The organism is Nitrospira sp. Vd2, from assembly GCF_979581665.1.
The window spans coordinates 63,995-90,444 of record NZ_CEFZSK010000022.1 but is presented as its reverse complement, the minus strand read 5'-3'; the positions used below and the strand labels follow the sequence as shown (position 1 = coordinate 90,444).

The window sequence follows — 26,450 nt, the reverse complement described above, 5'->3', positions numbered from 1 at the left end:
CCTTGGGATATTCAGCTGCGATGGACATGAAACGAGCCAACATACGGGTTGAGTTCGGCCGCACGCTTCAACCAGTGCTTCCCCTTCTCGGGATGCTGAGCCGCCAAGTAGATCATGCCGGCGTGAAAGAAGAGATGCGCGTCCTGTATTCCCGTGCCGAGCGCCGCTTCCATTTCCTTCACCGCCCGATCGAATTGCCCGTCGCGATACAAGGCCCAGGCGAGGGCATCACGGGCGCTGACATTGGGCCGAAGCGCCATATCTTTTTGCGCCCATTTCAGCGCTTCCCGGCCGTCCTGCCGCACATCGGCGTAGAAGGTCGCCAGATGGTGATAGTAATGCACCTGCCCTCGCCGCACAGCATCCACATAGCCGGCCAGCGCCTTGGCATGCCAGAAGGACGCCTCCGATACCTTGCCGCGAAATAGATAGAGATCGCCGAGCTCGTGATACAACTCCGGCTTCGGCACTCGATCGACCACGCGCCGGAAGAGCGCGCTCGCGTCATCAAACCGACCCTGGACGCCGAGCAGTTCCGCCATATGTTCATGAATCAGCCAGAAGCCCGAATAGGCTCGGTCGGCCTTCTCATAATGCTGCTGGGCCTCTTGAAGGCGTCCATGATTGAGGTGCAGAAGCCCAAGCTGCAGCTCCAGCCACGCATACTGCCGCATCTCTTTCGCCGTCAGCTTCTCTTGTGCCGAGTGATACAAGCGTTCTGCGGCGTTCACGTCGCCCGCGAGAAGGCGCAGATGCGCGAGGCGCGCTTCTCGATCCCACGTCGGCGTCGAGGCGAGGAGCGATTGATAGGCCCGCGCCGCGTCATCGTAACGGCCCTCCTGAACCGCAATGTCCGCTGCTAATGTGTGAACCGCATCTCGGTATCCCGGTTCGGTGATAGACTCAAGGCTGTCCCGCGCGGCGTCGACCCGATGCAGCTTGCATTCGAGCGACGCGCGGAACAGTAGAAGGCCGTCCGCTGGTCCAAATTCAGCCAACGCGCGTGCGATTGCTTCTTGCAGCCGCGTCACGTCGTCATCGGTGCCGGTGAGCATCGCGTGCCGCTCACGGAGCGCGAGGTATTCGATGGCGGAGCGGAGATCCCGAAAACGTGCCCCTTCGCCCGCTTGTTCTAACCTCGTAAGTTTTGCCTGAACCTGCTGCCGCTCAGCGTCATAGTCGCTCGGTTTTACCTCAAACGCACCACGCAGACCCACTCCCGTGATGGCAGCGAGTACAAGGAAGCCGAGCACGGCGACCGTCATCAGTGAGGCCCGTACTCTCAGTCGACTGTCTGCTTGTGTCGCGCCGAGTGTTTGGCCCACAACGAAAAGTGCCGCTCCCGCTCGCCGCATGGCTCTTACCGTCTACAACGGCCACGGTTCGGCCAGGTACGGGAATTCGTCCAGAAACGGTTTATCGTTCTTAATCGGATTCGGCGGGGTCTTCGGTGTGATCGGGGCATGGTCCCAGAGGGATTGGTCCTGAAGAGTTTCGGCGTGGCACCGCTTGCCCCCGCAGCCCTCTTCCATATCAAGGAAGATCGACAGGAACCGTGTCGCCACCTGATCTTCCAATCGCCGCCCGAACGGCCACGTCCCCGTGGTGTCCATGTCGATCGCATTGACGTTGGGGATGAAAATTTCGAACGTCTTTTTCTCCTTGAGGTCGGATCGATTCTTTTTCCAGCTCTCGTCCGGCATATGGACACGCTGGAACAGACACTTCTTCACCCGTGGGAACGCTTCCGCGGCGAGCGTATACGTCTTGTGGACGGAGACCGGCGAATGATCGTGATCGAAGCAGGTTTCGAGCCCGAGCGCCGTAATCGATGGTCCGAAGCCCCAGCCGAGGTGACCGAACCGTGCGACAAAGTGCGGAACCAGCTTGAGATTGTTGGAGACTTGTCGAGCATCCTCGCGTTCGCTTAACGCGGCGTCCAGAAACGGCACACCGGACGTGTCGACATGTTTATAGTCGTCGAGGTTCATGGCAAAGCCGGACTTCGAATCCCCCGCCGCGCCTTTCTGAGGCGCACATCCCACCGGAAGCACGGAAGAGAGAACGAGGCCCACATGCTCCACGACCGTACCGATGAACGAGCGGAACCGACGGTCGGGTATCGTTTCTACCTTTCTAGCGGCCTTTAAGACCCAACTCTCCCCCCACACGTTGATAATCCTGTCCTTGGTGGGAACCTTCGTCAGAAACTCCATGGGGACTTCCAACACAATCGCGTTGACGTTCTTGCCGGCCTGCGCGTCACGGCCGCTATAGACGAACCGAAAATTCCCGTCCGCATCCCGCAGAAACCGATTCCCTTGCCAGCCTAACGGGCCGGCAGGCAGATCCATCTTCACGCCATAGCCGTGCTTGGGATTTTGCGGATTAAAATTAAACAGCGTGTTGCCTTCCAACTCCAAGAGCGTCTTTGGAATCGGCAATTCCCGCGTATCGGTCATCGTATGGGGCACATGATAAAACTGCGGTGCGTAATTGATTGAGCGAAAGAAGCCCGGCAAGTCGTTAAAGAAGGCGTCGTCCCGTCCCCCGATAAATACCTTGATCGCGTGTCCCTGCGGCGAGCGGATGGTCGCCACGGTGTTCGTCTTGACGACTTCTGCAAAGTCGGACCCGGCAAACCCGCTGAACTCGAGTCGCGCCTCATTCTGCTTATTGAAGGCCACCTTCACTTCGGACGCGCCGTGCTTGAAATATTTCTCTTTAATCCCGTCCGCGTAATCGAGGATCGTCTGTAAGGAGCCTTCCCCTTCATGACTGGGTCCCGGCCGTGGCGCCGGACGAACATTGATCCGGTACAGCACATCGGAATCAAAGACGCCGGTCCGGGGCACAGAGGCAAAGGTCAGGGCGATGACGACCCGCTCCCCTCCCACGGTGTCATCGCCGGGCCAGCCAAACATGTCATACAAATCCGCCGCACTGACTTCGATGTCACTAAATATGGAGTTCACTGCGTTCGGATCGTTATGATCGGCCGCGAACACGACGGTCATGCACAGACACATTAGCGACACAATCCCCACCACAAGTCGACGTAGATGGATCATCATCGTGCCTTTCGTAGAAGTAGACCTACACCCGACTGTCCACGAGCGGCCCCGCTAAGGAAGCGTGGTCAGAAAGAAGTGGAGCGCGCTCGTCATCATGCCGGCAAACATCGGATTTCGGACAAGCATGGCGGACTCCGCACCGCTGACGCATGCGGGAATCGGGGCGTCGGGATCCGGACGAACGTCGTCCTCGAACACGAGATTGAAATGTCCCACTTCTGGACTCGCCACCACGAGCAGCTCTCGATTCCCTCGTCCTTGCTGAAACAACCGCAGCACGCCCTCCAACTTCACCACGTCATCATGCTGCGCATGCGCGACCCACATCGGGATCTCGAGACCTTCCTTCGGGAGTCGATCGAGCTCATTTAAAATTGTCCCGAGTTGCGCCGCCCCCGATTTGGGAAAGATCGGATAGCTGTACGGATCGGGGCCGATTCCCGGATACTCGCGGCAGCCGAGCCTGGCCAGTTCAGCTTCGTCCAGCCATGAGGTGATCTTATTGCCCACGAGTCGTGTTCGGACCAGCGCCTCTGCCTTTGGCTCGAGCGCCAAGGAGGCGGAAAACAGAAACAAGGCGCCGCGAATGCTGCCAGGATCCTTCATGGCCTTATAGTATAGAGACTGAGCGTGGCGCCGGTTGAGAGACCGCCGATCGACACACGGTCACCGAGCAAGGCGGCCACCTCCACCGCCTTATCGACCTCTCGGGCCCAGGCATCGGCCAACTGTTGATTTTGAAAGGCGTTGCCTGGTTCTTTCAGCCCGTGGCCCGGCAACAGCGGTAAGACCACTGTGGCGCCGGCCCGGTGGAAATACTGGCCGACGGCGAGCATGTAGTGCGGAGAATCAGCAATCCCATGGATCAGGACAACGACGTCCTTGGTTCGCCGGTCGTGATGGAGCAGCCGCGGTTCGTTTCCTTCCTTCAGCGTCCCAGATTGAAGAAGAGACCGATAGTGCTGCTCGAAGAGGGACAATCCGGCCTGAAATGTGTCGTCTTGAGCGTCGCCTCGTTCACCGCATACAAAGAGGACGACGAGAGCCGCCACGACGGAGAGACTACGGTGGGCCTTCAGCAGCCAGCCTTTCTGCTCGCACATTGGTCTTTGGTGAAGTAAACCGAATTCCGGTTCGATCGTATGCGTGTTGCTGATAATCGAGATTGCGGAGAAGTGCTATCAGCGGCGCGACCGCCGCATGTAGTCGTCGGCCCTGAGCGCTCTACTTACGTTACACAACGGAAACAGGTCAGATGGGTTAACCGAGACAGCCCCTCACTCGCTACTCGGTTAATCACCACGGCAGGCTGTGGGTGGGTACAAAGCGAGGGCAGCCTCACACATGAAATTCGGCTGGATGATGTCCTCTGGTGTCCGCCACGTGAGAAGCACTGGTACGGCGCCACGACACCGAGGAGTATGACTCACATCGCTATTCAGGAACAGGTCCACGGCAAGGTGGTAGAGTGGATAGAAAAGGTCAGCGACGAGCAATATCTCGGCTGAGAAATGGTCTATATTCCGGGAATCTTCTGTCGTATAAAAGGAGGATCGAGCGACCCGCCGCATCGCGCTTATCTCGAGGCACGGAGGACAACGTCCCCGACCCATCCCTCATTCTTCACTCCCAATTGTTGTGTGTGGATCTCCATTTGTCCTCGCTGCATCTTTACGAGAAGAAAGAACTCAGCTGTGTATCGTTTTCCTTGCGCGTCCGCTAAGTAGATTGAAAACGGAATCAGTTTTTCCCCATCGTTTCCGAGCTCCTTAAGCATGAACGCTTTCAGTCTGTCCGTTAAAAAGTAATAGTACGCGCCCACCGGAATTCCGCGAGCCACTGATTCTATCGAAACGCTGCCGTCAACCTTATTTCCCCACAAATACAAATCAGAAATTCCTCTATTGTGGAGGCGTAACTGATCATCGATTGCTAAGAGAAGAACATCGGGACGTTGATTTGCCGCTGATGTTTGTGTCGTAGCTTTTGGGACATCAAACCATCCAGCCACAAAGTGCAATGCCGCGCCGATTACAACTGCACCAACTGCCGTATAAATCAACCGGTGAGGGCGGTGAAGAGTTACCCGATAAACACCAACAACGCCAACTCCCCAGGCCAACACTAGACATATCCACGAAGCAATTAAATTATCGCTAAATGCAATGGGAGCCAGTACCAAGCTTATGAACCCCCACAGCATTTGAGATTCAAGAAAAGACATTACCCTGTACATTTTTCAAGCTCGGCGGAGTACGGCTAAACCTGTCCTATTGAAGGCCTGTAAAGTCAGATAATTAGAAAGTGAAACAAACTCGTCCGAACCTGGAATGGTGGTGACGATTCATTGTGAGGAGAATAAACATAATTATCCTATTTAACATGATGATGATGAGAGAGTCGTCCACATCAAACTAACAATATTCTTCCTTCACAGAGCGAATATTTGTATATCCGATTCACCTTCACCCCCTCTCGCGCCGCTACCATCGCGGTGAGGTCGCGGAAGCCGAGAGGGACGATGAGGTAGAACGGTACGCCGAGGGCGGCGTACCGTTTCCATTGTGATCGTGCCTTGGCGAGCGTGATCGTGTCTTCCGTTTCGACGGCCGCGATCCAGAGCAATTCCCTTCGGCCGTTTCGCCATATCCATCCGATGACATCGGGATAGACGTCCGGCCTGCCGGCCCACATGTTCTGCTCCGAACCTGGATTGATCGCGATGCTGCACTTGAGATGAGGCTGCCAGAGACGCGGGACCGACCGCACGACGAGATCGTGAATCGGTTGCTTCCCGATCTGCCGCATCGTCTGGACGTGGTCGAGAATCACCGTAGCGGTCTTCAGCATGGCGTCTCTCTGTATGAAAGTTCTCGCCGGCTTTCTACGTCTCGTTGCCGTCGTACTGTTTACGAGCACCCGCTCGTTGCGCCACACGTCTCGCATTTCAGGCACGTGCCGTTTCTGACGAGGGTGAACTGCTTGCACTCGGTGCAGGGATCGCCTTCGTACCCTTTGAGCCGCGCGGCCTGGATCGCCGTCGCCGTATACGTCAGCGTCTCGCGCTTGACCTCGACCTTGTGGACGCTGCCGTTGCCGTTCTTCAGGCCGTGGGACCGGCGGGCGGGAAACAGCTCGGTGCTGATCGACTGCGTGGCGAGGGCTTGCGGATCGGCCGGCTCGCTGTCGATGCACTCGGGGTCCTGATCGTCCTTCTTGACCGAATCCATCCGCAGGTCTTCTTCCTGTACCTGCGCCAGGTCGTGCCGGCCGAGATAGGTGATCGCCAATTCCCGAAAGATGTAGTCGATGATCGACGTGGACATCTTGATCCGATCATTCATCTTTACAGGCCCGTTCGGCTCGAAGCGCGTAAACACGAAGGCATCGACGAATTCTTCCAACGGCACCCCGTGCTGCAAGCCGAGGGAGATGGCGATCGCGAAGCAGTTCATCAAGCTCCGGAACGCCGCACCCTCCTTGTGCATGTCGAGGAAGATTTCGCCGAGCGTGCCGTCGGAATATTCCCCGGTGCGGATGTAAATCTTGTGTCCCCCGATAATCGCCTTCTGCGTGTACCCGGCCCGCCGCGTGGGAAGCGATCGCCGCTTGCCGAGGTAGCGCACCATGATCCGCTCGGTGATCTTCTCGGCCGCCTGCGCGACGTCATGATTTTCAATCGCCTCCACCAGCTCGCCGGTGTCGCTGGCCGCATTGAGCGGTTGGCTGAGCTTCGAGCCGTCACGATACAGCGCGACCGCCTTCACCATGCTGTGCCACGACAAGAGATAGGCGGCCTTCACGTCTTCCACGGTTGCATCGGCCGGCATGTTGATGGTCTTACTGATCGCGCCGCTGATGAACGGCTGGGCCGCCGCCATCATATGGATGTGCGCGTCGACCGGGATGAACCGTTTACCCGTCCGGCCGCAGCGGTTCGCGCAATCGAACACGGGCAGATGCTCGGCCTTCAGATGCGGCGCGCCTTCCACCGTCATGGTCCCGCAGCAGTAATCGTTGGCGGCAACGATTTCTTCTTGCGTGAACCCGAGGGCCTTCAGCACACTGAACGTCGGATCATTTAACTGCACGTCGGTAAACCCGAGCTTCTCGCGGCAGAACTCCTCCCCGAGCGTCCACTTGTTGAACGCGAACGGCACCTCGAACGCCTGCCCGAGCGCCGCTTCCAGCCGCTCCAACGCCGCCGCATCAAACCCTTTCGCCTGCAAACTTTCGTGATTAATGAACGGCGCGCCTTTCAGCGTCCGGCGCCCCGTGCAGTAGAGCACGATGTCGTGAATCTGGCTCTCGGTATAGCCCAAGGTCCGGAGCGCCGGCGGCAGGCTTTGATTGATGATCTTGAAGTAGCCGCCGCCGGCGAGCTTCTTAAACTTCACCAGCGCGAAGTCCGGCTCGATGCCGGTGGTGTCGCAATCCATCACGAGCCCGATCGTGCCGGTCGGCGCGATGACCGTCACCTGCGCGTTCCGGTAGCCGTAGGCCATCCCCAGTTCGAGCGCGCGGTCCCACGCGCGCCGGGCCGCCAGCAGCAGGTCAGGCGGGCAATGCTCGGCTTGAATGCCTTTGGGCTTGATCGTAAGGCCTTCATATTCATTCGCCGCAGAGTTGTAGGCTGCTCGTCGGTGATTGCGGATGACTCGCAGCATGTGATCGCGATTCCGGAGATACCCTTCGAACGGTCCGAGCTCGGCCGACATTTCGGCTGACGTCGCGTACGACTCCCCGGTCATGATCGCCGTCAGCGCGCCACAGATCGCTAACGCCTTCGGTGAATCGTATGGAATGCCGAGGCGCATCAAGATCGTGCCGAGATTCGCATAACCAAGGCCGAGCGTGCGGAAGATAAAGCTCTTCTGCGCGATCGCGCGGCTGGGGAACGAAGCCATGAGCACGCTGATCTCGAGCACGATCGTCCACAGCCGAACCGCATGCCGGAAGTCTTCCAGTGCAAATTGCCCGTCCGGCGTATAGAACTGCCCGAGATTGAGCGAGGCGAGGTTGCACGCGGTATCATCCAGAAACATGTATTCCGAGCAGTTGTGGACGACGAGGCCGCCGGCGACGAAGTGATGCGTCACATGCTCCGTCAGGTCGTACACGGCCTCTTCGCCGTCGGCTTCGATCGAGGCGACTGTATCCGTGAGGTCGTCCTGCTGACAGCCGATCTCCGCATTAAGCTGCGCGAGGTCGGCCGCCTGGTGGCTGTCCGCATGGAAGCCGATTTCGCGTTCGAAGCGGACGCGGGAGGTGCGGCCGATCCGCAACGTATAGATGTCATCTGTTGAGACGGCCTGCGCGACGCCTTCTTCGATGAGGATCGAGCCTTCACCGTGCCGATCCTTGATCAGGCTGCTCTTGATCCCGAACGAGAGAAGCAGGAGCTGCACCTGGTGCAGCAGCTCGCGCGAGCAGGAGGTGAGCACGATCTCGTCATTGACGACCTTGCCGTCGGCGGTGAAAAGCCCGCGCAGCAGCGCGGCCATGGTCGGTCGGTCGAGTTCATAGACGATCGATGCGAAGCGCTTGTGCTCCAACCCTTCGTCGAACACCATCAGCCGATGGAACAGGTCGATGACCGGCCGCGCCTCGATCGACAAGCGCGCCGTCGTTACGCCGCGCGTCACGCGATGGCCCTCGCTCACTGCGACGGAGCCGCCCGCGCCCACCGCCATCAAGGCGCCGCGCTCGGCGTTCACCGCTTCGGCCACCAACGACAGCACGTTCGCTTCCTTCACCGGCATGACGAGCATCACGATGTCGTCCTGACCTTCTCGATGGATCGTGCGCGTAAAGCAGCGGTCACCCATCGCGATGCCGATGGCGAGCGCGGCCTGCGCCGGAATTGCAGCACGGCCGAAGCGTGCGCCTTCCAGATAGACGTGATCCTCAGTCGTGAGCTGCTCGGCCGGCACGTCACCGCGGTCCACCGTCAGCACCTTGTGATCGGCGGTCAGACGAAGCCGGTACCCGGCTTGCGTGGTGAGCACGAACACCTGTTTGCGGCCGGTCGGAAATATCTTCGTGACGAGATGCGGCTGGCCGTCGGCGCCGATCACGCGAGCCGTTTTGCCGACCAACTCGTCGATGCGCTGCCAGCCGTGTGCCGTCGCGATCAGCGTCTCGCCCGTGACGCAGGGATTCGACGCGTTGATGCGGCCGTCCTCCGGACACGTGTGCCACTCATTGATCGTCGTGTCATACTGCGTGCCCGGATCGGCGCAAATCCACGCCGCCCAGGCGATCTTGTCCCACAGCTCGCGCGCCTTGACCGTTTTGACGACCTTGCCGTCCACGCGGCGCGTCAACGGCCAGTCGCCGTCCTTCTCCAATGCCTCAAAGAACGCGTTGGGAATCCGCACGCTGTTGTTAGAGTTTTGGCCCGACACGGTCTGATACGCCTTGCCGTCCCAATTCGTGTCGTATTCATGGAAGACGAAATGGGTGAAGCCTTCGCGCGCATACGAAAACATGCGTTGGATGTACGCTTCGGGCACGGCCGACTGCCTCGCCTCCCGGATCGCTTTCTTGAGCGCCGGATTGCTCTGCGGATCGAGGTCGAGCTTGGTGTTCCCGTTCCCGTCCGGCACGTGGCACGCCTTCAGAATCGCGTTGAGCCGCTGCCCGCACATCTTCGAGCCGGTGACCATCGCGGCCACCTTCTGCTCCTCGATCACCTTCCACTCGATGAACTCTTCGATGTCGGGATGATCGAGATCGAGACAGACCATTTTCGCCGCGCGCCGCGTCGTCCCACCCGATTTGATGGCGCCGGCCGCGCGATCCCCGATCCGCAAGAATGACATCAAGCCCGATGACTTCCCGCCGCCCGAGAGCGGCTCATGCTCGCCGCGCAGCTTCGAGAAATTCGTGCCGGTGCCGGAGCCGTACTTGAACAAACGCGCCTCCCGGGTCCACAGATCCATGATGCCGCCCTCGTTCACGAGGTCGTCGTCGACGGCCTGAATGAAACACGCGTGGGGTTGCGGGTGCTCGAAGGCGTTCGTCGCTTTCACCATCTCGTGCGTATTCGGATCGACGTAGTAGTGGCCTTGCGCCGGGCCCGAGAGGTGGTAGGCGAAGTGCAGGCCCGTATTGAACCACTGCGGTGAGTTCGGCGCCGCCATCTGGCGGGCGAGCATGTGGCACAGCTCGTCGTAAAACGCCTGGGCGTCCTCCTCGGTATTGAAGTACCCGTGCGTCCTCCCCCAGTGGGTCCAGCACCCCGCCAAGCGATGGAAGACTTGACGCGCATCGCGCTCGCCGCCGAGCACGGGCTTGCCGTCAGCGGTCGTGAGTGGTGTCCCGTCGGGCCCGGTCTGAGGGATGCCGGCTTTTCGAAAATATTTTTGGGCCAGAATGTCGATGGCAAGCTGGGACCACTGTTCCGGCACATCAATGTTGTCGAGCTTGAAGACGGTCGAGCCGTCCGGATTTTTAATCTCCGAGGACCGCTTCACGAACGTGATCCCTTCATAAGGACTCTGACCTTTCCGCGTGAACCGGCGTTCAATCCTCACGACATTCCTCCCTCAAGTAAGTGAATGAGATGACATGCCACCTTGCACGCCGGAAACCGTGCCGCCTCCGGCGCGTCAACTGCCCGAGTCGAGAAAACACGCTGTGCTGTATATGCAAACGGTTGTAAGGAGATAAGGAACGTGTCAGCACCTGTACGCCGTCGAACCCAGAGGTTGAAACCGTGGATGCGACCAGGTGAAGCGCAATATATGGAGAAGATGACTCCTTGTCAACACAAAATCTTGTGGTTTGCTGGGGATAACGAGGGAAAGGCTGTGGATAGTGAAATCACCGCATCTGAGGCGGCGAGTGGCGTAGTTTCAGCGAAGTTATCAACAGGTTCACCTTAGGGAGTTGGCACATTTTCCGGTCTAGAGCGCAAGCTGGCCGAGCTTCTTTCTCAGCTCTGCTTCATCGTCGAGGGGGATGAACTGACCGGCGACACCGACGACCGTCACATCGACTTGCAAGACCCGTGTTTCGAACAAGCTGAAGAGGCCATAATTGTGCCGCACGGTGTGCGACCTGATCAGCGTCGGGAGGATTTTCTTGCCTTGCGACGCGAGCAGCTCCTGCATGATTTTTCGGTCTCGTGCCTCCGGTTCGTGCATCCGTTCGAGCGCCCGTTCGAAGGCGATTTCGAGGAAGGCGCTATACGAGGCGGTGCTGGGATTCGTGGCGGCAAGCGCGACCAGCACCATGAGGATCAGCACGAGAATGAGGAGCGCGCGCGTGCTCATCGTCGCTTCGTCTCTTTCGTTGACAAGCGCCAAACCGCCAGCCTATCTTCCGCGTCGCTCAGATTTTATTCCATATCAAAATCAAAGGAGGTGTTATGTACGTCTGGAGTAAAAAGCTGGTGATCGGATTGCTGGTCGGCTTTACCGTCTTGCTCGGCAGCTTCTTCTTGGCTGCGCCCACGACCGAGGCCAGCGGATTGAAAATACACACCACGCGCTGGATTCTCCTCAATTACGTCGGACTGATGATCTGGATCGCGGTATGGATGTTCGATCAAGCGCGGGTCCGCGGGAAAAATCTCGCCCTCTGGATCGTCCCGTTCCTGTTCGCCCCGCTCCCGACGCTCATGGCGTTCGTGCTGGCGATGCAACGGCGGCTGAAGTAGCAGGATGTGGAACAAGCCCGCCAGCTTCCGAGACACGGGGCGCTCACCATCTCGCGCCCGCGCGCAGGCTTGAGGCGACTTATTCGTCGCCTCGCGCACCTCGCATCGCTCAATGCCTCAACGTACGCACCAGTACGCCTCGGCTCAAGACACGGCCGGCTCACCATCTCGCCGGCGCGCACAAACGTGGCGCCACTTATCCGTGACGCCGTGCGCCTCGCTGCGCCCTTGCAGGGAAGAAGCGCGCCTTGGCGTGCTTGAGGCAGGCGGGTGTAAAAGACACGCTGTTTGAACATCCTGCCGCTACGCGGGCTCTCCTTGGAGTCGACCTCGCTCGGTCGTTTCGTTCGTTCTCGGACTGTCCACCTGATCGCGGAGGAACCACAGCAGACCCAACCCCGGCAGCGCGGCCAGGAACGTGATGAAGAAGAACGCCACCCAGCCCACTGCCTCAACCACGTACCCGGACGGCGGCCCGACGAAGACGCGGCCGATCGACGCCATCGCGGACAGCAGCGCGTACTGCGTGGCCGTGTACCGGTGATCGCACAGCGACATCATCAGCGCGACGAACGCGGCGGTGCCCATCCCGCCGGAGAGGTTTTCAAACGCCACGGCGCCGATCATGAGCGGATAGCTCTTGCCGAACCAGGCCAAGACCATGAAGGACAAGTTCGAGAAGGCCTGCAGCACTCCGAACATCAACAGCGACCGAAACAGGCCGAGTTGCGCCATCAGCGCGCCTCCGATCAACGCGCCGACGATCGTGGCGCCCATGCCCATGCCTTTATTGACCAGCCCGACCTCCGCGGCATCGAACCCCATCGCCCGAATCAAGAACGCCGTCGTGAGCGACCCGGCGAAGGCATCGCCGAGCTTGTAGAGCACGATGAGCAGCAAAAGCACGACGGCCGGCGAGCGGGAGAAAAATTCCCGGATCGGTCCCCACAGTGCGTCAGAAAGCGTGCGCGGGGCGTTCAGCGGGGCATCCGGCTCGGGGCTCAGCAGCGTGGCGCCTACACCGATCAGCATCAATGATCCGACGAGCCAGTACGTCTGCTGCCAACCGAGATACGTCGACACGATCAAGGCGCCCGCGCCGGAGACCAGCATGGCGATCCGGTAGCCGGTCACCGAGACACCCGCGCCGAACCCCCGCTCGGCGGGCTTGAGCACGTCCGTGCGGTACGCATCGAACACGATGTCCTGTGAGGCCGACATCGCGGCCACGATGATCGCCAAGGCGGCCAGCACCATCGGCGCCTGACGGGGATCGAGCGACGCCATCGCCGCAATCCCGAGGAAAAGAGCGACCTGCGTGGCGAGCATCCAGCCGCGGCGACGTCCCAACCAGGGTGGGACGAACCGATCCATCAACGGCGCCCAGAGAAACTTGAGTGTGTACGGCAGGCCGACGAGGGTAAAGAGGCCGATGGTCTTCAAATCCACTTCAGCGACCGTGAGCCAGGCTTGGAGCGTCCCGGCGGTGAGCGCGAGCGGGAGACCGGAGGCGAAACCGAGCGGGAGCATCACCGCGATTCGGCGGTTGCCGAGGGCTCTGAGCGATTCCGTCAGGGGCACCGGCCCTCAGGGGCTAGGCAGCCGGCGAGGGAAGGTCCGGCTCGTAAAGACACGAACGTGATGAGATGGAATGGAGCGCGACCGGCGGGGGGACGTGGGACGATCAACAGTGTTGACCGTTAAAGATGCACGGCTTGAATCGCGTCACGTCGAACTCGATGTCTTCTTGATACACCAACTCGTTGCCGTTCACGCCGTCCATCTCGGGATCGTTCCACATGGTATGGTTCCACCAGTAGAACAATGGATAGCGCTCGGTGTAGTAGACGGGGTTGCCGTAGACGCTGCGCGAATAATCTTGCACCATGCGGGCCGTGACGTAATCCACCACCCCGTCGCCTTTGAGCGAATACAGCATGAAAAACATCCGGGCCTCGTGATCGTATTGCTCATCGACACGGCTGTTTTCATCAGGTTCAAGCGGCAGGGATTCGCGGGACACGCTGACATCGGGAGCGACGAGGCCGAGGGCTATCACCAAGAGCAGGAACGAGAATCGTGTCATTCCGCACCCCGGGAAACGGTTGGTTAAATTGGATCATATCGACAGCCTTTTATCCTGTCAATCGGGTCCCGGCGACTCGCTGTGTTGCGAGCCCAGCGCACGGTTTCCTATAATGGCCGCCATGCGCGCCTCGCTGCATACCATCGGTTGCCGATTGAATCAGGCCGAAACCGCGCATCTCGCGGATCAGCTTCAGCGGCAAGGCTATGAACTCGTCGAGCACGGTCAGCCGACGGACCTGTTCGTCCTCAATACGTGTTCGGTGACGGAGAACGCCGAGCGTGAGTGCCGCTACGAGGTGCGGCGCGCGCTCCGCCACTCGCCGAACGCGTTCGTCGCCGTGGCCGGCTGCTATGCGCAAACCGGTGGGCGCAGCCTCTCCAATATCCCGGGCATCGATTTGATTGTCGGCACGCAATACAAGGCGTCGCTGCCCGATTACCTTCCTATTCCCGAACTGCTCAAGAAGCGGTCCAGCCCTGAGTTGCTTCATACGCGAAGCATCGAGCGTGAGGAGTTTGCGATCGACGGCGTGGGTCGCTATGCCTCGACGCGGGCCAACGTGAAGATTCAGGACGGCTGCAACGTCATGTGCTCGTTCTGCATCATTCCGTTTGCCCGCGGACACGAGCGGAGCCGGGCGCTGCAAGATGTCATGCGCGAGGCCGAGGCGCTCGCGGCACACGGCCATCGAGAATTGATCCTGACCGGCGTGAACATCGGACGCTATGAGTCGCACGGTGTGCGCCTGACGCAGCTGATTCGCCGTCTCGAGGCGATTGCCGGGATCGAACGAATTCGCATCTCCTCGATCGAGCCCACCACAATCGACGACGACCTGCTGGCGTATATGGCGGTCTCACCAAAGCTCTGCCGCTACCTTCACATTCCATTGCAGAGCGGCGACAACCGTATTCTGGCGGCGATGAACCGCCGGTACGACACACAAGAATATCGCGTCCTGATCGAGCGCATCGTCCGTGGCATCCCGGACATCGGGCTCGGAACCGACCTGATGGTGGGATTCCCCGGCGAAGGCGATGAAGAATTTGCCAACACGCTGGCATTGGCCACCGAGTTGCCGTTTGCCTACTTTCACGTCTTCAGTTTCTCCCCGCGTCCCGGCACGGCGGCCACACGGCTGCACGACCGCGTTCCTTCGTCGACGATCGCTCAGCGCAGCCGCCTGTTGGCAGCACGATCGCGCGCGAAGCGCCTCGCGTTCTACCAGCGTGGCGTCGGGCAGATCGTCACGGTGCTGTTCGAGGAGCAGGATCCATCGGGACTGTGGACGGGCTGGACCGGAAATTATGTGCGCGTCGCGGTCCGATCGGATACGCGGCTCGCGAATCACACGCGCCGCGTCTTGATTACGGGTGTGATGGACGGCCTAGCCATCGGGCAATTGGTCTCATGAGCGACATGGAGCTGATTTCCATCGAGAAGCCGCGGCGAACGGCCCGGCCGACATCCCCCAAGAGGCAAGACGAGGAGCGTCGACAGGACGGCTATCGCGTGCACATCGAAACGTTTGGCTGTCAGATGAATGAATATGACACCGAGCTGGTGCGCACGCTGCTAACGACGAAGGGTTTTTCTTTCACCGAGGACAAAGAGCGCGCCGATGTCGTCCTGATGAACACATGCGCCATTCGCGAGAACGCGCACAACAAGGTGTATGGGCATCTTGCCGAGTTGACGTCGATGAAGAAGCAGCGGAGCCTGGTCGTCGGGATCCTCGGATGCATGGCGCAGAACCTGAAGGAGGAGCTTTTGGAGAGCCGCTCCGTCGTCGACGTTCTGGTCGGTCCCGACGGCTACCGTCAGCTTCCTGAGCTGCTTTCACGCGCGATCGAAGACCAGGAACGTGGACGGACGCGGACGGGCGTCGCAGTGGACCTCTCGGAGTACGAGACGTACGAGGACATTTTGCCGGAGCGTAGCGAAGGCGTGAACGCCTGGATCGCCGTGATGCGCGGGTGTGACAACTTCTGCACGTTCTGCGTCGTGCCGTACACGCGAGGTCGGGAGCGCGCGCGCGATCCACGGGGCATTCTCAGAGAGGCCGAACAGCTCGTCGGCCTGGGGTACAAACAGGTGACGCTCTTGGGCCAGAACGTCAATTCCTATCGATACGACGGCTGGGATTTTGCGAAACTGATGCTCGCCGTCGCCGACGTCCCTGGCATCGAGCGCGTGCGGTTCACCTCCCCGCATCCCAAAGATTTTCCACCTGCCCTGCTGGACGCCATTGCCGGCCACCCGAAAATTTGCAAACAGATCCACCTCCCCGCGCAGTCTGGCAATGACCGCATTTTGGAGTTGATGAACCGGACGTACACGCGCAAAGAATACCTGGACCTCGTCGAGGCGATCCGACGGCGCTCATCGGAGATCGTCCTGTCGACCGATATCATTTGCGGGTTCTCGAGCGAAACCGAAGAGGAGTTCCTCGATACGTACCGGCTCGTGGAAGAAGTGAGTTATCACTCGGCGTTCATCTTCAAATATTCGGAGCGCAAGCACACGATCGCCGCGAGGAAGTATCCTGACGACGTGCCCGAGACGGTCAAGTCAGAACGGGTGAGCCGTCTGGTCGAGCTACAAAAGCGGATCTCGCTTCAGAAGAACCGGGACGTGGTCGGTCGGACCTTCCCCGTGCTCGTCGAAGGCGACGCGAAGAAATCCGCGTCTCAATGGATGGGGCGCACCGACGGCGGCATTACGGTCGTGTGGCAAAAAGAGGCGCGAGCGGTACGACCCGGCGATCTGATCCCGATTCGCATCACGGACGCGACGGCCACGACGCTTATCGGGACACCGACCTGAGCCGATCACCGCTCATCGTCCTTACAGGCCGGTCTCACTTGAAAACCGATACTCGGCGAGCATGTCGTTGACGGCGGCTTGCTCCAAGGCCGTCTTCTTGCTCGCATCCATCTGCTTCAGCAGACGGCCTGCCGTACTGTTGTCCAGCGCGGCACTCAACCCTTCTTGCCGGTCCAGTCCAAACAGACCGATGAGTTGAAGGAGTTTTTGCTCAAAGTCGTTGAGCACCGATAGGACCTTGAGCAGCCGCTGCGCCACGAGATCCTGGAATGACAGGGCCGTGAACGCCTCCAAAAAGCGTTGGTCGTTCTCGGCAAACAAGCGTTGAATCTCCGCCTGTTGCTCCGGCGCGCCTGACCAACTCCTGATCTGCTTCTGGATCGCTTGCTCGGTTGCTTGAAGCGATTCCACCGTGGTCAAGACCGAATTCGTGCCGTCCTCCGTCATGCGGCGCAGGTCGTTCAAGTGCTCCTTCGTCAACGACACTTGGGCTGCGGTCGCGTTCAGCGGCTCTTTCGCTTCATTCAGTGTGTGGAGCGCTTGCTGCATGTTTCGAACCAACCGATCGAGGTCTTGTATCAGTTCCGTCTGGTCCATGGTCCTCCAAGAGCGTGATGAAGACAAAGCGGACAGACTCATATCGGCAACGGGACGGCCGGATCTTGAGCCGTCCGCGTTCGTTCTCCCCTGCGGGCCGGGGAAGTATCGCGCCGAACATCGGTCCCCGTCCGACATTTTGCTCCACACCGAGGACAAGAGGTCTCCAATGGAAAGTGCGTCAATTAACTGGCGTTTTGGGGTGTAATTGAAAAAACCTGACGCCGCGGTGAATGACGGCGCGCGCAGAGAGGACATGCCGTCCATCCACCTGCCGGATGTCTGTCGGGAAGTGCCTGATATTCAATGCATCGAATGTCATACGCACCGCGTGCTAAGAGGCCTGGAACTTGTATGGATGAAGGGCGCCAGTAACAGGAGGATGAAGTGGCCGAACACGTGGACGCGGGCACGACGCTCCGGGGATTACAACTGCTGCACCTGCTAAGACGGCGAGATTTCGGTCTCCTATGGTGGGGACAGGTCACCTCCCAGATGGGCGACGCCCTGAACAAGGTCGCACTTCTGTGGTTCGTGTATGAACTGACCGGCTCGCCGGTCAAGATGACGCTCATCGGCCTTCTGCAGACCATTCCGCCGCTGGTGCTCGGTCCGGTCTTCGGCGTCTACCTCGACCGGCTCCCCAAGAAGACGCTGATGATCGCCATCGATCTCGCGCGGACCTTCCTGGTGGCTCTGATTCCGATCCTGTTTGCGTCTGACGCGCTCACGCTCGAACGACTCTATGTGTTGGTCTTCGTCATTTCCGTCGTCTCCACGATCTTCGGCCCGGCGCTGATCGCCACGACACCCATGCTGGTGAACCGCGAGCACTTGCTACCCGCCAATGCGCTGCTGCAAGCCACAAATAATATCGGCTTCATTGTCGGACCGGCCCTCGGCGGTCTTGGCATTGCGCTCATCGGCGCCCAAAATGTGCTGTACGTCGACGCGGCGACCTTCTTTGTCTCCGCGGTGTGCCTGATGGGAATCAAGGCGCGTTGCACACAGAGCGAGGCCGGGTCGGTCGCTCAGACGAATCTGGTCGAAGATATCATGGCAGGGTTTCGGTTCATTTTCTTGGAGCACCGGACGTTGCTCGTCCTGGTCGTCATTTCGGCGCTCTATCACTTGGGCGTCAGTGCTTTTATTTTCCTGCTGCCGGTCTACACCAAAGAGCACTTGCAGGTCGGTCCCGTCCAACTCGGATGGCTGTGGTCGGCGCTCGGGATCGGCATGCTGCTGACCTCCGTGTGGCTGGCTGCGACGCCGCCTCGCGGTATCGATGACCGGCTCAAGACGATCGGCAATGCCATGGCAATCGGCGGAATTGCCATCTGCACACTGACCGTCCTGCAGATGACCCTCATTGCCGTGACACTGGTGATCGTAATCGGCTCGAGCACCGCGGTCTTCAATCCGATTGCCTCGGCGCTGCTCCAAGAATTGACCCCCGCCCCCCTGATCGGTCGGGTGCTGACGACGTTCAGCACCGGTGCGATGGCCTCCGCAATGGCCGGTATGGCGAGTTTCGGGTGGATGACGGAAACGGCCGGGCCAAGCACCAGCCTCGTGGCTCTCGGTATGATCTTGGTGCTCACCGCAGCCCTGATCATTTCGTATAGCCGGCAATCCCGGCTGGCGAGCGCCCGAACCTGATCTCGTTGTTGTTGATCGGAAGAGTGCGAAGCCGTGCTACTGCGGCTCGGCGTGATACAGCCGCACCGCTTTCGCGAGATCCTTCGGTGTGCCGATATCGATGTACCGGCCTGAGGGAAAACGCACCCCGTCGATCCGAAGCCCCTCCCGAACCGCAGCCTGGAAGACCGCGCCCATCCGCACATCTCCCTGGGCATCGATCCTCCTATTGCCGCGCACGGCTCCACCTGCTGCTTTCCAAGAAGAAATGAACCGGTGCAGAAAGCCGGTGAATCTCGGCGTCCAGACGGCACACACCCAGGCGTAGGCGAGCTTCGTCCGGAGCGGCTTCAGTACGAGCGAACGCACCCGACCTTCCCGGTCTAGATCAACCATATCCATCGCTCTCGGATTCTGTGCCCGAAAGAGGCCCAGGACCGCGTCCGTGGAGCGGGCAGCCAACCGCTCGAGTAGCACGGCGAAGACGTCGTCGGGAGTGAAGAGCATGTCGGGAAATCCAAACACGACGATCTTGTTTTCAAGAAATGGGTACGCGTGGTCGATTGTCTCCGGCGGGCCGCCGGATCCCGTGATGACGAGATAGGCGAGATGTTGGCCGACGGAGTCGCCGACACCAAAGTATTGGGCGATATCCCACTTCCCTTCCCGCAGCACAATGTACGTGTGTCGTACGCCCGCGAGCCGGTACTTCTCGAGGAGGTACTGGCTCACCACTTTCGGCCTCGGCTTGTTGCTCCCATCAGCATGAAATCCGACGGGGTAGAGTTCCTTGCTGCACGGCAACGGTGCGATGCGTCGAGCGCGTCCCGCTGCCGGCACGACGCCGACGACATCTACATTGAACCCGAACGCGCCGTGATTGGTTCTCCTTCCTCCGCTCGTCTCGTCACGTCGAATCACACCGTTCTCCACGACTCCTTCACCCTTGTCGCGATCCATGTTAGCGGAAGGATTCGTCCACGAAAAGGGTTTTCATCTACGGGCCTGACCGCCGCGACGCCTCTATGGAGCCCTGAAGACAGCCGCGAAGAATCACGGGGTTGTTCGGCCGTGCGGCGACGCTGACCGTCTTTGGAGACGAAACGGGACAGAGAAGAGCGGTGTCGGTCCTATAGCGGCTACCCAACTGGATTGTTAAGAGGCTCAGACAAGCTCCACCCGAGCAGCCATGCTCGATACACGGAGGAGATCCTGATGACGACAACTGCACGCGTGGCGATTACGCACAACGACACCATCGAGATCGCGGTGCAGGAAGCGCTCGGGCACTTCGAACTCGACGCCCTCATTCGGGGCAAGACCGTCGCGGTGAAACCCAATGAGACCTGGGCGTCGCCGACCGACACGAGCGGTGTCACACAGCCCGATACCCTGCGAGGCGTCTTACGGAGCGTCAAGCGCTACGCCCCGCGCGAACTCATTGTGACCGGCGGATCAGGTGCGGCGGAGACAGAAGATGTTTTCCGGTACGCGGGGCTGATGGACATCGTGCAGCAGGAAGGGGCGCGCTTCTTCGATCACAATCGACCTCCGTTCACTTCAGTGGAATTGGAGTATGCCCGCGATCCGGAGGTGCAAGGTCGGCAAGCCTCCGTCATGGTGAATCCGCGAGTGCTCGACTATCAAACCTTGATTGCGGTCAACCAACTCAAATTGCACGAGACCGCCACCGTCACGTTGGGCCTCAAGAACATTGCCATGTCGTTTCCGGCGGCCGATTATTACGGCCACCCTCGCAGCCGGCAGCGCCATAGCCATCACTTCTTCGAGGACATGCATTCCTTCATCGCCGCGATGGCCAAACGCTTTCCCATTCATCTGACCGTGACGGTCGGCCATCCCGCCATGATTGGAACGGGGCCGTTGGGAGGCCATACCGTGGAGACGGGTCTCGTCATCGTCAGTACGGATGCCCTTGCCGCCGATATCGTAGGCGCAAGGATCCTCGGCTTCATGCCGCAGGCCGTTCGGCATCTCTGGGAAGCGGCCCGCCTCGGGATCGGTGAAGACAATTTCGAGCGAATGGAATTTCCCGCCTTGAGCCTGCGTGAGGGCATCGAAACGTTTACGGCCGCAGCTTACGGGCAAAGGCTGACATTTGAGCACGAATGATCCATCGTGGCGACGCATAACAACGCTCGGAGCGTCACCGCGAAATCCGTATGCGATCAACGTGATGGCTCCTGCCCCGGGGGATTGCCCGCTGGACCGCTTTGCTTGATGATGAACGTCGCGTGGCCATTTGCCGTCACATCGGCCGTCACCTGATCGCCTGCTTGTAACGCAGTCCCGTCCGTCATCATCGTGTTCCTGTCCATATGGAGTTTCACTTCCTTGCCCGTTGAGTCTTTCAGATATACGTATGAGCCATCCAAGCGAAGCACTTCACCGCGCACGGTCTGCGAGGGAGAGGACACTAGACCCTGCCCGAGGGCCGTCACACCGGGTGCGACACCGAGCACTGTAACCAAGCTGACGAGAACAACATAGCGGTGCATAGTCTCCTCCATGACTGGAAGTTCTTTCAGGTTCAGCACGAACACGAGTCGACTGTTTGCGAATAGCAAGCGTAATGATGACCTTCGTGGCTCGGTGTCGCTTTCATTTGCTTAACCGGCATGCTCTGGACCGGCCTGCCCCTTTCTATCCTTCTCAATGTGGTAGGCCATTGAATGCACGGCCGTGCACGCTTCCATATCCGGTAGTCTTCTCAGGCAGGACCACCGTTCGGACGAACATCGAGGGGTAAGGAGATCTTTGTCACACTGTAAGCCAGGCCGCGGGACAGGTGCTATCCGAACCGCACTGACACCTTATCGGCGCAATCGACCGGCATGAGCTTGGTGACTCTATTGCCAATTCGTCGCTTCGGTGAAGAGGCAAGAGGGAACAGGCCGCAGGCGAATGGAAGGTAGTGACATCGACCGTGCGCAGCACCGTACTTCACCTGGGCGGCAACTCGGGACTTGGGCCAGCCTGACGCCCCGGCTTGCTGTCGGCCGTGTCGATGTGGCACGCGCACCCAGACCCTTTTTCTGGTTAGAACGCCCTTTTCAACACATGATAGAGGGCTTGAACGACTTGCCAGAGCCGCTGCGGGATGGTGCGGAAGATGATGAGCTGAAGAGAACTTTTCCAGTCCGTTGCCATGAGAATTCGACGATCCGCGAGCGCGGCCAGCGATTTCTGGACGACCTGTTTGGGGCTTTGCCCACGTCGGCGTACGGGATTGTCAGCTGGTCCATGGTGATCGGTATCCGTTGGACCCGGACAACAGACTTGAACATAGACGCCCTGGCTTCGGACTTCCATCGCGAGGGCCTCGAAGAATGCGATCAGAAACGCCTTCGTCGCACTGTATTCCGCTGCCCAAGTGTTGGCCGACAGTCCCGACACCGACGCAACAGTAATGATGGTGCCCGAGCCGCGTGCCACCATGTCCGGCAGGAAGAGCCGGGTACTCTCGGCGATTGTATTGATATGGAGACGGAGCATCCGCTGGACCTCGGCCATCGGCATGTCGGCAAAGGAGCCGTAATAGCCAATGCCTGCATTGTGAACGAGAAGATCGATCCGACCGCGATAGCGCCGTGCGGCCGCAAAGAGACGAACCGCCGCATCGGGCTCGGCGAGATCAAGCACCTCGAGCATAACGTCGACAGGCTTGAGGCGGGTGATCTCTCTGGCCACGCGTTCCAAATTGACTTTGTCACGCGCGACAAGAAGGACGTCGTGATTGAGGTCAGCCAGTGCGTAGGCATACTGCTCCCCGATCCCGCGCGACGCCCCGGTGATCACAGCAAAGGAACGACGAGAGCCTTCTGTGTCAGTGCCGAATCGTCCGCTGTTCGCCATACCGTCCTTGCCGGCCTCACTGAAACTATGCAGCCGGCCCGAAGTTTACGGAGAACTGAGAGAGGTCAAGAGCGATGCCGACATCGTAGTCATGACCGTGCAGTCGTTCAAGCAGCGCGCGCAAAATTTCTCTCGCCTAGACGGTTGTCTTGTTGACACCTGCACTGCGCCAAGGTGTCTAGGAAACGATCTTACTGTATCTCGCACCATCCCCGGCCGATCATCGCGAGACTCAGCCGCCCACGCCGCCCTTGACGCAGTAATCCATGGAGCGCTCGTCTCTGTGCTTCTCTGATTTGTGTGTCCACGCACGGAGAATCTTCTGCTTATCGAACGTGAGCACGTATTCATCACACCAATATCCCGTGATGGTCCAGATATTGTTGCCGCCCTTTTCAGTGTCCCAGAACTGATACACCCACACCGTGTCACCCGTATTCGTCCGCGTCACCGACACGGGCTTTCCCAGCTGCGAGCGGACTTCCTCCTCATGCGCCGAACCCTGTGCCGTGCGCAAATATCTCGCTTGCTGGTCCAGTAAAGAAGCGCACCCTTGAAAGAAGAGGACGCCGACGATCATGATCAAGGGTAGAGTCAAACGGCATTCCTCTCCGGCTGCCACGCCACGCTTCTCCGCCGATTGATGAGCATCCGCGCACACGCCGCGCATCCCGATTTTTTCTGACATGCACGCTCAGCGTGATCTAGCAATTCTTCCCTCCGTCTCATGCCACAATAACAGCGCGTACCAATGAGAGTCGGCCCAGTGACACCGTTGAAGGCGCTCCTGACATGCGGGCTCGTCTGCTGTTTGGCTGCCTGTCATGCCTTAGGCCCTGGCACGTCTCATCGTCCGCACACCTTCTCCTGTGAGCCTCATCGTCCGTTAACGTGGAACGATTTTCAAGGTGTTGACCGAGCTGCACCATGGGCCGCAGAAACAGCCATCCGCTTCGCCATTGTCCAGAGTCCCCACCCCCATCTCATCGCCCTCTTCGAGCCATCCTTATCATGGATCCGGCCCGGGCTGCTTCAACGGCCAACGTTCGCGCAGGACGCCGATCAACTGCTCCGTCATGAACAACTCCATTGGACGATCAGTTGTCTGATCGCCGACGAAGCGAACGACGCGCTTGCAGCCGGGGCCGACTTGGCAGAAACATTTACCTTCGCTCAGCACAAGGCCACCGCTCTGAACGCCCGCTACGACGAAGAGACACGCCATGGCTTGGAGGAAGAGATACAGGTGCAATGGGAGAAGGCGTTGGCGGCCCGAATGCTCATTGGTCCTCCGCTGCTCACGAATCGTGATGTCGGCTTGCAAACCGCGACCAGCGATTGAGGTCCGTTCCCTCCCTTCGCCACCAACATCGAGGGTGGGAGGCAAGGTCTGTTCGCAACTGCGCGTGACACTGTACGCGCTGTGCCCGATTCTGTGTCATGTTTTGGCAGCACATCGGGCCTACCGTTGTTTCATCTACACGAGATTCACAAGCTCGACGATACCCTTGGCTCAGACCTGGCCGTAAGGTGGCTTTCCTCGAACGACATCCAAGCCGAATATTCTCCTCCGGCACACCAACCCGATCGTTCAGGAGAACGACATGCACACTCCCCTCGTGTTGATCGCCGATGATGATCCCGCGCTCCGACAAGCACTCCCAGACACTCTTCAACGCCACTTGCCCGGCATTCTCGTTGAGACATGCCCGTCTGCTGAGGCGGCAGTCTCCTACCTCGAAGCTTCCGAGTACGATGTCGTGATCACCGATGTGCGAATGCCCGGTGACGGCCTCGCGCTGCTTCGGACGGTGCGTCGTCGATGGCCGCATACTCCGGTCGTCGTCATCACGGGATACGGCGACAATATCCTGTTGCGAGCAGCGAGAGAAGAAGGAGCGTTCGCGTTTTTCGATAAACCGATCGAGCGAGATCAATTCACCGCGATGATCGCGAAGGCCATTCAGGTGCACGGACTGGAACATCAGCGCGAAGAACTTGAAAGGGAGTTGTCACTGCTTAGGGGGACGGGAGACGCGACCCCGACGAGGATCGTGCCTGACGAGCAGGAGCATTTGATTTTTCTCGTCCGTGCGCGAGAAGACCTGAAACGGCGATTGGAGGACACGGATGCCAAGCTTCACGACATGAAGCGTGACACGGCGACACCCCCGACGCCCCCTGACTGTGGTTCGCACTGATGTCATAACCGCCCGGGCTTGAGAGGGCAAGGCGGGTGTCCACGGGCCGGTAACGGGCGGGCAACTGGAGCGCCACGTGGGGGTCAGAAAGCCATGATGAAGGTAACACAGGTCGTGCTGTTAGCCGTGGTTGTAGCCGTGATCGGCTGTACGCCATGGCCGGACCCCGGCGTCGGCGGTCCCTACCGCAGTTGGGACGAGGTCATTCATCGGTGGATCGGGAAATCTGAGAAGGACCTGTTCTATGAGCTGGGGCCGCCCAACGTCCATTCGGGGGAGATGGTCCCCAGCAAGGACCATCAACTGATTTGGGACATGACTGTCGATCGGATGCCGGGACAGGCCGACGAGTACAACTTATTGCCGCTCACACAGTCGCAAACCTGTCAGCTGATCTTTCTCGCTGACCCAGATGGGACGATCCGGTCGGGCCGGCGCGTGGGATGCACCTAACGTCATCGCAACCGTGCAGCAGGCTGACCCACCGTGGGCGGGACGACATAGCCGCATCAAAGGATCGTCGTCAGTCGTAGACGCAACGAGCAACGCGATGATCACGGACTGGGACGCAGTGGAATATGCCCGGCATTCAAGCCTCCAGGAGGCCATGGCCGAGGAGAACGTCGCGCTCCTTGATCTCCGAGGGACGGAGAAAGTGCTCGACGTGGGATGTGGCGACGGAAAAATTACGGCAGCCTTGGCGGCCCGCTTGCCGAATGGATTGGCCGTTGGGGTAGATGCTTCTCGCAAGATGGTCGCATTCGCTGCGAGGCACTTTTCTCCTTCCAGCGTGGCAAACCTTCGCTTCGCGGTTGGGGATGCCAGGAGCCTGCCGTACCGACAGGCGTTCGATCTCATCGTCTCTTTCAATGCGCTGCATTGGATGTCTGAGCAGACGCTCGCGCTTCGCTCCATCCACTCCGCGCTCAAGCGGGACGGCAAAGCGATCCTTCGCCTCGTTTCGAAGGGGCCGCGGAAAAGCCTCGAAGAGGTCATTGAGGAGACCTGCCAGTCCCCGCCATGGGCGCGCTACTTTCCGGCTCACGCGCCGCCGTACTGGCACGTTACTCCCGAGCACTACCGGACCCTGGCCGAGTCTTGTGGGTTCGAAGTGCGTCGCCTGGAAGTAGAAGATCAGGCGTGGGACTTTAAGACCCGCGAAGCGTTTATCGCCTTTTGTCGTGCGCCGCTTGACGCCTGGACGCACGAGCTGCCAGAAGACCAACGGGACAGCTTTATCAATGGTGTGTTAGACAGGTACCGATTGGTCGCCGCAACTAACAATCACGAAGCCAACACGTTCAAATTCTATCAAATGGCGATGACGCTCTCAGCCTCCGACGAATCACCCCGCTGCCCCGCTGAGTGCGAGGAGAATCGATAGGGGCGGCAGAGACCGGAGAATCCAATGTGGCTCTCATGGTGCTCGAGTTCCAAGACCTGCTGACCAACCTTGCCGCTACGGTCACACGTAATTCGTTTCG

General features: G+C 59.5%; 24 protein-coding genes and 1 pseudogene. 10 read left to right on the top strand and 15 right to left on the bottom strand.

Features of this window, described 5'->3' with window-relative positions:
• Nucleotides 1–11: 11 nt before the first annotated feature.
• The 4 genes from AC1U7K_RS09975 to AC1U7K_RS09960 form a co-directional block, all read right to left on the bottom strand.
• Nucleotides 12–1,265 (bottom strand): tetratricopeptide repeat protein, encoded by a 1,254-nt coding sequence (locus AC1U7K_RS09975; RefSeq protein WP_480251068.1) that lies wholly within the window; start codon nucleotides 1,263–1,265, stop codon nucleotides 12–14.
• Nucleotides 1,266–1,367: 102 nt separating this feature from the next.
• A complete protein-coding gene (locus AC1U7K_RS09970; RefSeq protein ID WP_480251066.1) occupies nucleotides 1,368–3,017 on the bottom strand; it encodes a DUF4331 family protein in 1,650 nt (549 codons plus the stop codon).
• Nucleotides 3,018–3,125: 108 nt separating this feature from the next.
• Entirely contained in the window at nucleotides 3,126–3,680 is a 555-nt protein-coding gene (locus AC1U7K_RS09965; RefSeq protein WP_480251064.1) for a hypothetical protein, read from the bottom strand.
• Nucleotides 3,677–4,177: an alpha/beta hydrolase gene (locus tag AC1U7K_RS09960; RefSeq protein WP_480251062.1), complete on the bottom strand. Its 501-nt coding sequence runs from the start codon at nucleotides 4,175–4,177 to the stop codon at nucleotides 3,677–3,679. Before AC1U7K_RS09960 ends, AC1U7K_RS09965 begins: the two co-directional genes overlap by 4 nt.
• Before the next feature lie 177 nt (nucleotides 4,178–4,354).
• Here AC1U7K_RS09960 and AC1U7K_RS09955 point away from each other — a divergent pair.
• Nucleotides 4,355–4,582 (top strand): annotated as a pseudogene (locus AC1U7K_RS09955) (cupin domain-containing protein); the annotation flags it as partial.
• Nucleotides 4,583–4,650: 68 nt separating this feature from the next.
• Here AC1U7K_RS09955 and AC1U7K_RS09950 read toward each other — a convergent pair.
• The 4 genes from AC1U7K_RS09950 to AC1U7K_RS09935 form a co-directional block, all read right to left on the bottom strand.
• Nucleotides 4,651–5,298: a hypothetical protein gene (locus AC1U7K_RS09950; RefSeq protein ID WP_480251061.1), complete on the bottom strand. Its 648-nt coding sequence runs from the start codon at nucleotides 5,296–5,298 to the stop codon at nucleotides 4,651–4,653.
• Nucleotides 5,299–5,483: 185 nt separating this feature from the next.
• Nucleotides 5,484–5,924, bottom strand: coding sequence for a hypothetical protein (locus AC1U7K_RS09945; protein ID WP_480251060.1), 441 nt, complete (start codon nucleotides 5,922–5,924; stop codon nucleotides 5,484–5,486).
• A gap of 59 nt (nucleotides 5,925–5,983) precedes the next feature.
• Complete coding sequence (locus AC1U7K_RS09940) at nucleotides 5,984–10,612, bottom strand: LAGLIDADG family homing endonuclease (protein ID WP_480251059.1); 4,629 nt, start codon at nucleotides 10,610–10,612, stop codon at nucleotides 5,984–5,986.
• A 372-nt stretch (nucleotides 10,613–10,984) separates the two neighbouring features.
• On the bottom strand, nucleotides 10,985–11,353 hold the full coding sequence (locus tag AC1U7K_RS09935; RefSeq protein WP_480251058.1) for a DUF4359 domain-containing protein: 369 nt from the start codon (nucleotides 11,351–11,353) through the stop codon (nucleotides 10,985–10,987).
• Nucleotides 11,354–11,448: 95 nt separating this feature from the next.
• Between AC1U7K_RS09935 and AC1U7K_RS09930 the strand changes: the two genes are divergently transcribed.
• Nucleotides 11,449–11,739, top strand: coding sequence for a hypothetical protein (locus tag AC1U7K_RS09930; RefSeq protein WP_480251057.1), 291 nt, complete (start codon nucleotides 11,449–11,451; stop codon nucleotides 11,737–11,739).
• 303 nt (nucleotides 11,740–12,042) lie between these two features.
• On the opposite strand, the gene AC1U7K_RS09925 is transcribed toward AC1U7K_RS09930, so the two are convergent.
• Together AC1U7K_RS09925 and AC1U7K_RS09920 are read right to left on the bottom strand one after the other, a co-directional pair.
• Nucleotides 12,043–13,320, bottom strand: coding sequence for an AmpG family muropeptide MFS transporter (locus tag AC1U7K_RS09925; protein ID WP_480251056.1), 1,278 nt, complete (start codon nucleotides 13,318–13,320; stop codon nucleotides 12,043–12,045).
• A gap of 103 nt (nucleotides 13,321–13,423) precedes the next feature.
• Nucleotides 13,424–13,825: a hypothetical protein gene (locus AC1U7K_RS09920; RefSeq protein WP_480251055.1), complete on the bottom strand. Its 402-nt coding sequence runs from the start codon at nucleotides 13,823–13,825 to the stop codon at nucleotides 13,424–13,426.
• A 112-nt stretch (nucleotides 13,826–13,937) separates the two neighbouring features.
• On the opposite strand from AC1U7K_RS09920, the gene mtaB reads away from it, so the two are divergent.
• Nucleotides 13,938–15,242, top strand: coding sequence for a tRNA (N(6)-L-threonylcarbamoyladenosine(37)-C(2))-methylthiotransferase MtaB (mtaB, locus tag AC1U7K_RS09915; RefSeq protein ID WP_480251054.1), 1,305 nt, complete (start codon nucleotides 13,938–13,940; stop codon nucleotides 15,240–15,242).
• A 5-nt stretch (nucleotides 15,243–15,247) separates the two neighbouring features.
• Nucleotides 15,248–16,654 carry a tRNA (N6-isopentenyl adenosine(37)-C2)-methylthiotransferase MiaB gene (miaB, locus tag AC1U7K_RS09910; RefSeq protein WP_480251052.1) on the top strand — a complete coding sequence of 469 codons (1,407 nt, stop codon included), beginning with the start codon at nucleotides 15,248–15,250 and terminating at the stop codon, nucleotides 16,652–16,654.
• A 21-nt stretch (nucleotides 16,655–16,675) separates the two neighbouring features.
• Here the strand turns inward: miaB and AC1U7K_RS09905 are convergent, their stop codons facing one another.
• Nucleotides 16,676–17,251, bottom strand: coding sequence for a hypothetical protein (locus tag AC1U7K_RS09905; protein WP_480251051.1), 576 nt, complete (start codon nucleotides 17,249–17,251; stop codon nucleotides 16,676–16,678).
• Between the two features lie 387 nt (nucleotides 17,252–17,638).
• Here AC1U7K_RS09905 and AC1U7K_RS09900 point away from each other — a divergent pair, with 387 nt between their 5' ends.
• Nucleotides 17,639–18,910 carry an MFS transporter gene (locus AC1U7K_RS09900; RefSeq protein WP_480251049.1) on the top strand — a complete coding sequence of 424 codons (1,272 nt, stop codon included), beginning with the start codon at nucleotides 17,639–17,641 and terminating at the stop codon, nucleotides 18,908–18,910.
• 36 nt (nucleotides 18,911–18,946) lie between these two features.
• Here AC1U7K_RS09900 and AC1U7K_RS09895 read toward each other — a convergent pair whose 3' ends face one another.
• Nucleotides 18,947–19,810 carry a nucleotidyltransferase family protein gene (locus tag AC1U7K_RS09895; RefSeq protein WP_480251048.1) on the bottom strand — a complete coding sequence of 288 codons (864 nt, stop codon included), beginning with the start codon at nucleotides 19,808–19,810 and terminating at the stop codon, nucleotides 18,947–18,949.
• Nucleotides 19,811–20,104: 294 nt separating this feature from the next.
• Between AC1U7K_RS09895 and AC1U7K_RS09890 the strand changes: the two genes are divergently transcribed.
• Complete coding sequence (locus tag AC1U7K_RS09890; RefSeq protein ID WP_480251046.1) at nucleotides 20,105–21,022, top strand: DUF362 domain-containing protein; 918 nt, start codon at nucleotides 20,105–20,107, stop codon at nucleotides 21,020–21,022.
• Nucleotides 21,023–21,078: 56 nt separating this feature from the next.
• Here AC1U7K_RS09890 and AC1U7K_RS09885 read toward each other — a convergent pair whose 3' ends face one another.
• The 3 genes from AC1U7K_RS09885 to AC1U7K_RS09875 form a co-directional block, all read right to left on the bottom strand.
• The gene (locus AC1U7K_RS09885; protein WP_480251045.1) at nucleotides 21,079–21,408 is read right to left on the bottom strand and encodes a hypothetical protein; all 330 of its coding nucleotides are present in this window, start codon (nucleotides 21,406–21,408) and stop codon (nucleotides 21,079–21,081) included.
• 541 nt (nucleotides 21,409–21,949) lie between these two features.
• Nucleotides 21,950–22,765 carry an SDR family NAD(P)-dependent oxidoreductase gene (locus AC1U7K_RS09880; RefSeq protein WP_480251044.1) on the bottom strand — a complete coding sequence of 272 codons (816 nt, stop codon included), beginning with the start codon at nucleotides 22,763–22,765 and terminating at the stop codon, nucleotides 21,950–21,952.
• A 232-nt stretch (nucleotides 22,766–22,997) separates the two neighbouring features.
• Nucleotides 22,998–23,363, bottom strand: a complete 366-nt coding sequence (locus tag AC1U7K_RS09875; protein WP_480251042.1) for a hypothetical protein — start codon at nucleotides 23,361–23,363, stop codon at nucleotides 22,998–23,000.
• A gap of 153 nt (nucleotides 23,364–23,516) precedes the next feature.
• Between AC1U7K_RS09875 and AC1U7K_RS09870 the strand changes: the two genes are divergently transcribed.
• The 4 genes from AC1U7K_RS09870 (at nucleotide 23,517) to AC1U7K_RS09855 (ending at nucleotide 26,350) form a co-directional block, all read left to right on the top strand.
• Nucleotides 23,517–24,107 carry a hypothetical protein gene (locus AC1U7K_RS09870; protein ID WP_480251041.1) on the top strand — a complete coding sequence of 197 codons (591 nt, stop codon included), beginning with the start codon at nucleotides 23,517–23,519 and terminating at the stop codon, nucleotides 24,105–24,107.
• 262 nt (nucleotides 24,108–24,369) lie between these two features.
• Complete coding sequence (locus AC1U7K_RS09865; RefSeq protein ID WP_480251040.1) at nucleotides 24,370–24,966, top strand: response regulator; 597 nt, start codon at nucleotides 24,370–24,372, stop codon at nucleotides 24,964–24,966.
• A 93-nt stretch (nucleotides 24,967–25,059) separates the two neighbouring features.
• Entirely contained in the window at nucleotides 25,060–25,419 is a 360-nt protein-coding gene (locus AC1U7K_RS09860) for a hypothetical protein (protein ID WP_480251039.1), read from the top strand.
• Nucleotides 25,420–25,516: 97 nt separating this feature from the next.
• Nucleotides 25,517–26,350 (top strand): methyltransferase domain-containing protein, encoded by an 834-nt coding sequence (locus AC1U7K_RS09855; protein ID WP_480251038.1) that lies wholly within the window; start codon nucleotides 25,517–25,519, stop codon nucleotides 26,348–26,350.
• Nucleotides 26,351–26,450 lie beyond the last annotated feature (100 nt).

Coding starts and splice junctions, on each gene's coding strand:
- AC1U7K_RS09865 (WP_480251040.1), top strand. CDS start 24,370: ATGCACACTCCCCTCGTGTTGATCGCCGATGATGATCCCGCGCTCCGA.
- AC1U7K_RS09975 (WP_480251068.1), bottom strand. CDS start 1,265: ATGACGGTCGCCGTGCTCGGCTTCCTTGTACTCGCTGCCATCACGGGA.
- AC1U7K_RS09970 (WP_480251066.1), bottom strand. CDS start 3,017: ATGACCGTCGTGTTCGCGGCCGATCATAACGATCCGAACGCAGTGAAC.
- AC1U7K_RS09935 (WP_480251058.1), bottom strand. CDS start 11,353: ATGAGCACGCGCGCGCTCCTCATTCTCGTGCTGATCCTCATGGTGCTG.
- AC1U7K_RS09965 (WP_480251064.1), bottom strand. CDS start 3,680: ATGAAGGATCCTGGCAGCATTCGCGGCGCCTTGTTTCTGTTTTCCGCC.
- AC1U7K_RS09930 (WP_480251057.1), top strand. CDS start 11,449: ATGTACGTCTGGAGTAAAAAGCTGGTGATCGGATTGCTGGTCGGCTTT.
- AC1U7K_RS09870 (WP_480251041.1), top strand. CDS start 23,517: ATGAGAGTCGGCCCAGTGACACCGTTGAAGGCGCTCCTGACATGCGGG.
- AC1U7K_RS09945 (WP_480251060.1), bottom strand. CDS start 5,924: ATGCTGAAGACCGCTACGGTGATTCTCGACCACGTCCAGACGATGCGG.
- AC1U7K_RS09920 (WP_480251055.1), bottom strand. CDS start 13,825: ATGACACGATTCTCGTTCCTGCTCTTGGTGATAGCCCTCGGCCTCGTC.
- AC1U7K_RS09880 (WP_480251044.1), bottom strand. CDS start 22,765: ATGGCGAACAGCGGACGATTCGGCACTGACACAGAAGGCTCTCGTCGT.
- AC1U7K_RS09905 (WP_480251051.1), bottom strand. CDS start 17,251: ATGGACCAGACGGAACTGATACAAGACCTCGATCGGTTGGTTCGAAAC.
- miaB (WP_480251052.1), top strand. CDS start 15,248: ATGGAGCTGATTTCCATCGAGAAGCCGCGGCGAACGGCCCGGCCGACA.
- AC1U7K_RS09960 (WP_480251062.1), bottom strand. CDS start 4,177: ATGTGCGAGCAGAAAGGCTGGCTGCTGAAGGCCCACCGTAGTCTCTCC.
- AC1U7K_RS09950 (WP_480251061.1), bottom strand. CDS start 5,298: ATGTCTTTTCTTGAATCTCAAATGCTGTGGGGGTTCATAAGCTTGGTA.
- AC1U7K_RS09860 (WP_480251039.1), top strand. CDS start 25,060: ATGATGAAGGTAACACAGGTCGTGCTGTTAGCCGTGGTTGTAGCCGTG.
- AC1U7K_RS09890 (WP_480251046.1), top strand. CDS start 20,105: ATGACGACAACTGCACGCGTGGCGATTACGCACAACGACACCATCGAG.
- mtaB (WP_480251054.1), top strand. CDS start 13,938: ATGGCCGCCATGCGCGCCTCGCTGCATACCATCGGTTGCCGATTGAAT.
- AC1U7K_RS09885 (WP_480251045.1), bottom strand. CDS start 21,408: ATGCACCGCTATGTTGTTCTCGTCAGCTTGGTTACAGTGCTCGGTGTC.
- AC1U7K_RS09855 (WP_480251038.1), top strand. CDS start 25,517: ATGATCACGGACTGGGACGCAGTGGAATATGCCCGGCATTCAAGCCTC.